Source organism: Oikeobacillus pervagus, from assembly GCF_030813365.1.
GTDB classification, from domain to species: domain Bacteria; phylum Bacillota; class Bacilli; order Bacillales; family DSM-23947; genus Oikeobacillus; species Oikeobacillus pervagus.
The window spans coordinates 1-6454 of the sequence record NZ_JAUSUC010000080.1; the positions used below are offsets into that span (position 1 = coordinate 1).

8 protein-coding genes and 1 riboswitch are annotated in these 6454 nt (G+C 38.9%); of the genes, 1 reads left to right on the forward strand and 7 read right to left on the reverse strand.

Going from position 1 to position 6454, the window contains the following annotated elements:
* Positions 1-343: 343 nt before the first annotated feature.
* The 6 genes from queE to J2S13_RS16225 form a co-directional block, all read right to left on the reverse strand.
* On the reverse strand, positions 344-1069 hold the full coding sequence (gene queE, locus J2S13_RS16200; RefSeq protein ID WP_307258899.1) for a 7-carboxy-7-deazaguanine synthase QueE: 726 nt from the start codon (positions 1067-1069) through the stop codon (positions 344-346).
* Positions 1063-1503 (reverse strand): 6-carboxytetrahydropterin synthase QueD, encoded by a 441-nt coding sequence (gene queD, locus J2S13_RS16205; protein ID WP_307258892.1) that lies wholly within the window; start codon positions 1501-1503, stop codon positions 1063-1065. The genes queE and queD overlap by 7 nt, the downstream gene beginning before the upstream one ends.
* Entirely contained in the window at positions 1500-2162 is a 663-nt protein-coding gene (gene queC / locus J2S13_RS16210; protein ID WP_307258893.1) for a 7-cyano-7-deazaguanine synthase QueC, read from the reverse strand. The genes queD and queC overlap by 4 nt, the downstream gene beginning before the upstream one ends.
* A 142-nt stretch (positions 2163-2304) precedes the next feature.
* A riboswitch (PreQ1 riboswitch) is annotated at positions 2305-2348 on the reverse strand.
* Positions 2349-2428: 80 nt separating this feature from the next.
* Positions 2429-2956 (reverse strand): superoxide dismutase family protein, encoded by a 528-nt coding sequence (locus tag J2S13_RS16215; RefSeq protein WP_307258894.1) that lies wholly within the window; start codon positions 2954-2956, stop codon positions 2429-2431.
* A gap of 843 nt (positions 2957-3799) precedes the next feature.
* Entirely contained in the window at positions 3800-4009 is a 210-nt protein-coding gene (locus J2S13_RS16220) for a hypothetical protein (RefSeq protein WP_370874056.1), read from the reverse strand.
* Between the two features lie 377 nt (positions 4010-4386).
* A complete protein-coding gene (locus tag J2S13_RS16225; protein WP_307258896.1) occupies positions 4387-4977 on the reverse strand; it encodes a peptidylprolyl isomerase in 591 nt (196 codons plus the stop codon).
* Between the two features lie 166 nt (positions 4978-5143).
* Between J2S13_RS16225 and kapB the strand changes: the two genes are divergently transcribed.
* Positions 5144-5533, forward strand: coding sequence for a kinase-associated lipoprotein KapB (gene kapB, locus J2S13_RS16230; RefSeq protein ID WP_307258897.1), 390 nt, complete (start codon positions 5144-5146; stop codon positions 5531-5533).
* A 96-nt stretch (positions 5534-5629) separates the two neighbouring features.
* On the opposite strand, the gene kapD is transcribed toward kapB, so the two are convergent.
* Positions 5630-6247 (reverse strand): 3'-5' exonuclease KapD, encoded by a 618-nt coding sequence (gene kapD, locus J2S13_RS16235; RefSeq protein ID WP_307258898.1) that lies wholly within the window; start codon positions 6245-6247, stop codon positions 5630-5632.
* Between the last annotated feature and the right edge of the window lie 207 nt (positions 6248-6454).

The window sequence follows — 6454 nt, forward strand, 5'->3', positions numbered from 1 at the left end:
ATGTTCAAACGCCTCCCTCACTCCTTCCGTACGAGAGAAAGGGAGACACTTGGCTGAAGGAGCGCATATATGAACGGGAAATGGGCATAAATCACAGGAAATGTTCAAATCCCACAGGTTCAGGCGCAAATCCCCCGAGAAGCGGCGCATATCCTCTTGGGAAATAGTCAAAAGTTCGAGGGAAATGTTCAAAAGTTCGAGGGAAATGTTCAAAAGTTCGAGGGAAATGTTCAAAAGTTCAGAATCTCACACTGCCCCTGTATGTTATGCGGATAATGGTCATTTTTTCTATAAAAAGCAAAAAATCAGGTGGAGAAGAACAGTTTTGTTCTCTCCACCTGATTTATACTCCTCGTTTATTCCCCCATATATAGGTATGGAGTTGGGGGAGCACTCTGACATTTTTCAGAACGCTATCTTTCATGACTTCCTCGACAAGCCATTCGTATTTTTTCAGAAGGGTCATCAGCAATGTTTGGTGATCCTGTTCAGCCGTATCTTCATTCCCTACTTGCAAAAAGAATGAAGTATTCGGGAACATTTTATATAGGTTTCTGGCAAAGGTTAAGTCTTTTTCATCGAAAATAACGGTTTTTAGACTAAAAGTGGTTCCTGATTCCTCTAATCGTTCGACTATTTTCCGTAAAACTTCCTCATCAATTTCCATATGGGAGCTTGGCGGTTTTGGTGAAATCGTTAATTCATCAATTTCTGTAAACCAATCTTGCCACTTACTTCCTTGGGTTTCCAGTGCCGTTTGGATGCCATTTGCTTTTAACACTCTAATGAATTCAGCTATTTGTGGCAACAGGCCTGGATTTCCCCCTGAAATTGTTACATGAGAAAAAGATTCCCCACCAACTTCTTGTAATTTCACCCAAACTTCTTCCGCAGTCATCCATTGAATGTCCTTTTTAGCCGAACCATCCCAAGTGAACGCAGAATCACACCATGAACAGGAATAATCACATCCTGCTGTGCGGACAAACATCGTTTTTTGACCGATGACCATCCCTTCCCCTTGGATCGTTGGCCCGAAAATCTCTAATACCGGAAGCTTTTTCATGATAGATTGGCTCCTGATATGGGACGGTACACGCAATAACTTGTAGGGGTCTCCCGCAAGAAAACTTGGATACATTTTGGTTTATTCGGTAACTGATCTAAATGTTGTTGGATGATTTCAGCTACTGTTTTCGCTACGATTTCCGTCGTCGGGAATTTCTCGCTATCTTGATCATCAAATAAAGAATCTTCATTTAAAAGAGTATGGTCAAATCGTTGATGAATCAGTTTTTTTAAATCTTGAAAGTTTACTAGAAATCCAGAATCATTTAGCTCATTACCGACAATCGTGATATTGGCAAAATACGTATGACCATGGACTTGTCGACATTTGCCGGCATCCTCGCATGGAATATAATGAGCGGCGGCAAAATGAAAGTCTTTATTCAATTCAAAACGAAAATGATGATAAGGGGCCGGGTAGATTTGCTGCATCATTTTCCTCCTCCCCCTCTTTTCGCCAAATATGTTTTTAATCCGCGTTGTCTTAAATGACATGCAGGGCATTCCCCACAGCCGTCGCCTTTGATTCCATTATAGCAAGTGAGTGTTTTTTCTCGTACATAATCGAAGGCATCTAATTCATCTGCTAACTCCCATGTTTCTGCTTTATCCAACCACATTAATGGCGTATGGACAACAAATGAATAGTCCATCGCTAAATTGAGCGTCACATTTAATGATTTAATAAAGGCATCTCGACAATCGGGGTAGCCGCTGAAGTCCGTTTCACACACCCCTGTGATGATATGTCTGGCTCCATGTTGCTTCGCCAATACAGCAGCAAAAGATAAAAACAACAAGTTTCTTCCTTCTACAAAGGTGGAAGGTGGCTCCCCTTCTTTTTCTGTAATCTCAATATCTGATCTTGTTAAAGCATTCGGTGCCAGTTGATTCAATAACGACATATTCAATATATGATGGGGGACATTTAAATCATTGGCAATTTCCTTCGCACATTCAATTTCCAATTGATGGCGTTGACCATAATCAAATGTCACCACATGAACTTCTTTAAATCGTTTCTTTGCCCAAAATAGACAAGTGGTGCTATCTTGTCCTCCACTGAACACCACGACAGCTTTCTCGTTCTTCATTCTTCATCTTCCTTCCTCAAAATAATGGTGAAGAAAAAATGATTCAGTGAACAAGCCCTATAAATTGAAACTTCATTCAACTGGTTTTTATCCCCTGCTGAATGTTCAAAAAATGAAAAAACCTATTCTAAGGAGAAAAGGTTTTTCCTTAGTTTTTTATAGAGGGAGTTCGCGAACCTCTCCTATAGATGGAACCATAGAATTTTTTCTTAAGTTTTTTCATTAGAAACTATATCATATGTTGATTTGTTACGCTAGAATATCCATTATTTTATTTTTTTATCAGATGAAATCTCTCCACACGCGATACGGTCTCCAGCATTGCCAGCAGGTTGGCTCATGCCGTCGTCTTGGTCTTCATGGATAACGATCGATGTTCCGTCCTTCGTATAAAGGGAATTTTTCTCTTCTGATAGAGTCACTTGTGAAGCCATGATTTTTTCTTTGACTGATCCATCATCTTTCACAATAATATTCGGGAGATCGCCATTATGAGCTCCTTTAGGATTTAATAAGCCATGTTCCTTCCCTTCAGGATTAAAATGATCCCCTGCTGATGTAAAAGTAGGCGGCTTACAAGTAGCTTTTTCATGAAAATGGATCGCATGAGGGCCAGGTGGTAAGCCCTTTAAGTCCAAGGATAATTGTACCCCATCTGCTTGTTCCTCCAAGGTGATTTTTCCGATAGAATCCCCATCCGGATTTTTCATATCAACATCAAGTTTTTTAGGCTTTTGCTCTGCACATCCAACCAATAATCCAATCATAATCAAACATGCGAATATTTTTTTCATTTTTCCTCCTCCAACATTGTTCTACCAACAGTCTAGACAAGATGGGGAAACTTCATTCAAAAGGGATATCAAAATTATAGGCATTAAGGACAAGCACCCTGCATGGATTAAAATAATGCTGGGCTTCAAGTGCAAATATTACCCGAACTAACGCAATTATTCTCGGGAAATAGGCATAAATATTGGGAAATGTGCAAATCCCCTGTGAACTAGCGCAATTCCTCACGGGAAATACGCAAATACCTCTGGGAAATAAGCAATTCACTGACCACACTCTTCGACCTCGTATAATCGAGAAGACCGCGGGATTCAAGTGCAAATATTACCCGAAGTAGCGCATATTTTCTCGGGAAATAGGCATAAATCTTGGGAAATATGCAAATACCTTTGGGAAATAGGCAATTCATTGAACACGCTCCTCGACCTCGTATAGTCGAGAAGACCGCGGGATTCAAGTGCAAATATTACCCGAAGTAGCGCAATTATTCTCGGGAAATGTGCATAAATCTTGGGAAATATGCAAATTCCCTGTGAACTAGTGCAATTCCTCTCGGGAAATACGCAAATACCTTTGGGAAATAGGCAATTGCCTGACCACACTCCTCGACCTCGTATAGTGGATAAGACCGCGGGCTTCAAGTGCAAATATCATCCGAACTAGCGCAATTATTCTCGGGAAATGTGCATAAATCTCGGGAAATGTGCAAATCCCCTGAGAACTAGTACAATTCCTCACGGGAAATACGCAAATACCTTTGGGAAATAGGCAATTGCCAGCCCCCTCGCCCCGCTTACTTAGGAAATTCGCATATATATCAGCGAACAAAAAAAGCGCCCCTTTATTTAGGAGTGCTTGTTTGATTCATTTTGCTTCTTCCATTGCTTTTCTAGTTCTTCTGTCTTTTTTTCTTCCTTTTTGGAAATTTTTTTAATAAACATAAATGTTAAGACGGCAAATACGAGAAAAATAGCCATCGATATGGCAGCGGGGATATATTCTGACTTATCTTCAGGAAAATACAAAAATAACAAAACAAAATGTTGTAACAACATCAAGACCCCTTTCAGACAACTTATCTTTCATTATAACAACTTTCATCAATGAAACCAATTGCAAACATTGACAATCACAGGAAAATTTATTCTTTATTTTTTTAAGAACATATGCCCAAGAGCCTGCCCATCGGCGTACGGATTTCGCAAGTTTAGACTGAGATAAAGGAAAGGAGAGCGAGGCATTCCACGAGCTGATGTTGACTTATCGGAGGGAGAATACGGAGAGACGATAGGCGTTGAAGGCTTGCCGTGGACAACATTTTTAAAAGGTTATCCACAGTTCTAAATTTTTAGTACACTAAGCCCCAAATAAAAACAGCCGCCACGGGCGACTGTTAAAATCCTGTATTTCTTCTGATTACTAATGATTGACCTTATTCCACAATAGTGATGGTCTCAATGATGACATCTTCTTTTGGACGATCTTGCATAGCTGTTTCGACATTTGCAATGGCATCGACAACGTCCATTCCTTCGATCACTTGTCCAAATACTGTATGACGGAAGTCTAACCAAGGTGTACCACCGTTTTCAATATAAGCAGAAATGATTTCTTCTGGGTATCCTGCTTTTTCCATTTGACCTCTAAACCCTGGGTCCATGGATTGATTTTGAACGATGAAGAATTGGCTTCCATTTGTATTAGGGCCAGCGTTTGCCATTGATAATGCTCCACGAAGATTGAAAAGTTCAGGTGAGAATTCGTCTTCGAAAGGTGCACCAAAAATACTTTCTCCTCCCGTTCCATTTCCTTGAGGATCTCCACCTTGAATCATGAAATCTTTAATGACACGGTGAAAAATAAGACCATCATAATAACCATTTTTACTATGAGTTACAAAGTTTTCCACTGTTTTTGGTGCTTGTTTAGGAAACAATTTAATTTTAATCGTTCCTTTATTTGTTTTCATTTCTGCTACTTTTTCTTGGTCTAACAATTCTGTACTTAATTGTGTATAAGCCATGCATGAATCCCCTTTCAAATTAAAATATGTACATTTCGGAAAATTTTAGTGCTCACTTTCCCTACTGTAAACTATTCGCTTCAAAAAATCATCTTTTTCATTTAAAAGTTGCTGCTATTCCTTATTTTTTGTTATGTTGTAATTAAACGGTATTGGGGGTAGAAAAATGAACATCGGTGAACATGTGATTGCTTTTTATAAAACCGGAAAATATATTGGGGAAATTATAGACAAGAAGAGTGAGCATTACGTCGTGCAAATTCTAGCGGTTGAAAAACATCCGATCCAAGGAGATTTACATCATCCCAAAACGGTCGATGTCCCTTTTTTTCATGAACGTAAAGCATTAGCCTTTCGTGAACGTGCGAATATTCCTTCTAAAATGGTTAAACCATATGATGGGGAGATTCCAGTCTATACCGATTCACTTAAAAAGGCCTTTCATCATCTAAAAGAAGAGCTACAAAAAGAGCAGAATGAGTATCAAGTGAAAAGTTTGCAAAGTCTACAATCAATTCAAAAAGAATACGAACTCCTCTATTCCATCGAATTTTAAGGGAGCGAGTGTCTCATAAGCGCCTGAGTCTCTTTCCATCCCATTTAAATGGTCATGCTGAAAGTGTCAGGCTCTTTTCGTTGAGACAACCGTTTATCAAGCCAACTGGTTATTAAATAATTTTGAAAAATCAACAACATCCCCTATAGTCGTTGGTTCTGCCTTTTTCATATATTGCTTATCTTTTTCCACTAGCTTATAAATATGATAGGTTGTCATGGCATCATCTAATGCGCGGTGGTGTTTACCGACCCCATCTTTTCCGTACTCTTGTACAGCCTTCCACAGTCCCGTCTGATTACGATTTCCGAAGAAGCGCTTGTATTCCATTGAAAGGTCGATAAAATCGCCATTAAGCGGAAATGACATATTGGATTTCGAGCAATTATCCCTCAAAACCTTCATATCCATATTTCCCCACGTCACTACTTTATTCTTTTTATTTGCACTTAATTCTGTAAATAATTCATTTAATTCAGAAAAGGCAATCCCGTTGTCTACTTCCTCCTGAGTGATCCCAAGAAATCGCTTGCAACGATTTGTTAATTTTGGAAAGGCAACTGGAGTGACGTATGAAGAAATCGTTTTATAAATTTGTTGTTTTCGTACGACAACAATCCCAGCTTCAATAATTTCTGGGTAAAATCCACGCTCATACTGTTTTCCATCTGGCATTGAAAATTCAAAGTCAATAAACAATAATTGTTCTTCCACCGATCTCCCTCCTAATCAAATTCACTACGACAAATAGCTTTTGATCCATTATACTACTGACCCTCAGCAAAAAATTAATAACCTAGTAAAATATTCTGATTCCTATTATATCCCTGAATTATTCACCGCAATCTAAAACTTTGAGAATTTCATGAAATTTATAACGCTAAGGGAAATTGAGACCGAAAAAATAGCCTAGTTAGAGAC

Bases quoted from the DNA above. Each gene is read 5' to 3' on its own strand.
- kapB (WP_307258897.1), top strand. From the start codon at position 5,144: ATGAACATCGGTGAACATGTGATTGCTTTTTATAAAACCGGAAAATAT.
- queD (WP_307258892.1), bottom strand. From the start codon at position 1,503: ATGATGCAGCAAATCTACCCGGCCCCTTATCATCATTTTCGTTTTGAA.
- J2S13_RS16225 (WP_307258896.1), bottom strand. From the start codon at position 4,977: ATGGCTTATACACAATTAAGTACAGAATTGTTAGACCAAGAAAAAGTA.
- J2S13_RS16220 (WP_370874056.1), bottom strand. From the start codon at position 4,009: ATGTTGTTACAACATTTTGTTTTGTTATTTTTGTATTTTCCTGAAGAT.
- queC (WP_307258893.1), bottom strand. From the start codon at position 2,162: ATGAAGAACGAGAAAGCTGTCGTGGTGTTCAGTGGAGGACAAGATAGC.
- J2S13_RS16215 (WP_307258894.1), bottom strand. From the start codon at position 2,956: ATGAAAAAAATATTCGCATGTTTGATTATGATTGGATTATTGGTTGGA.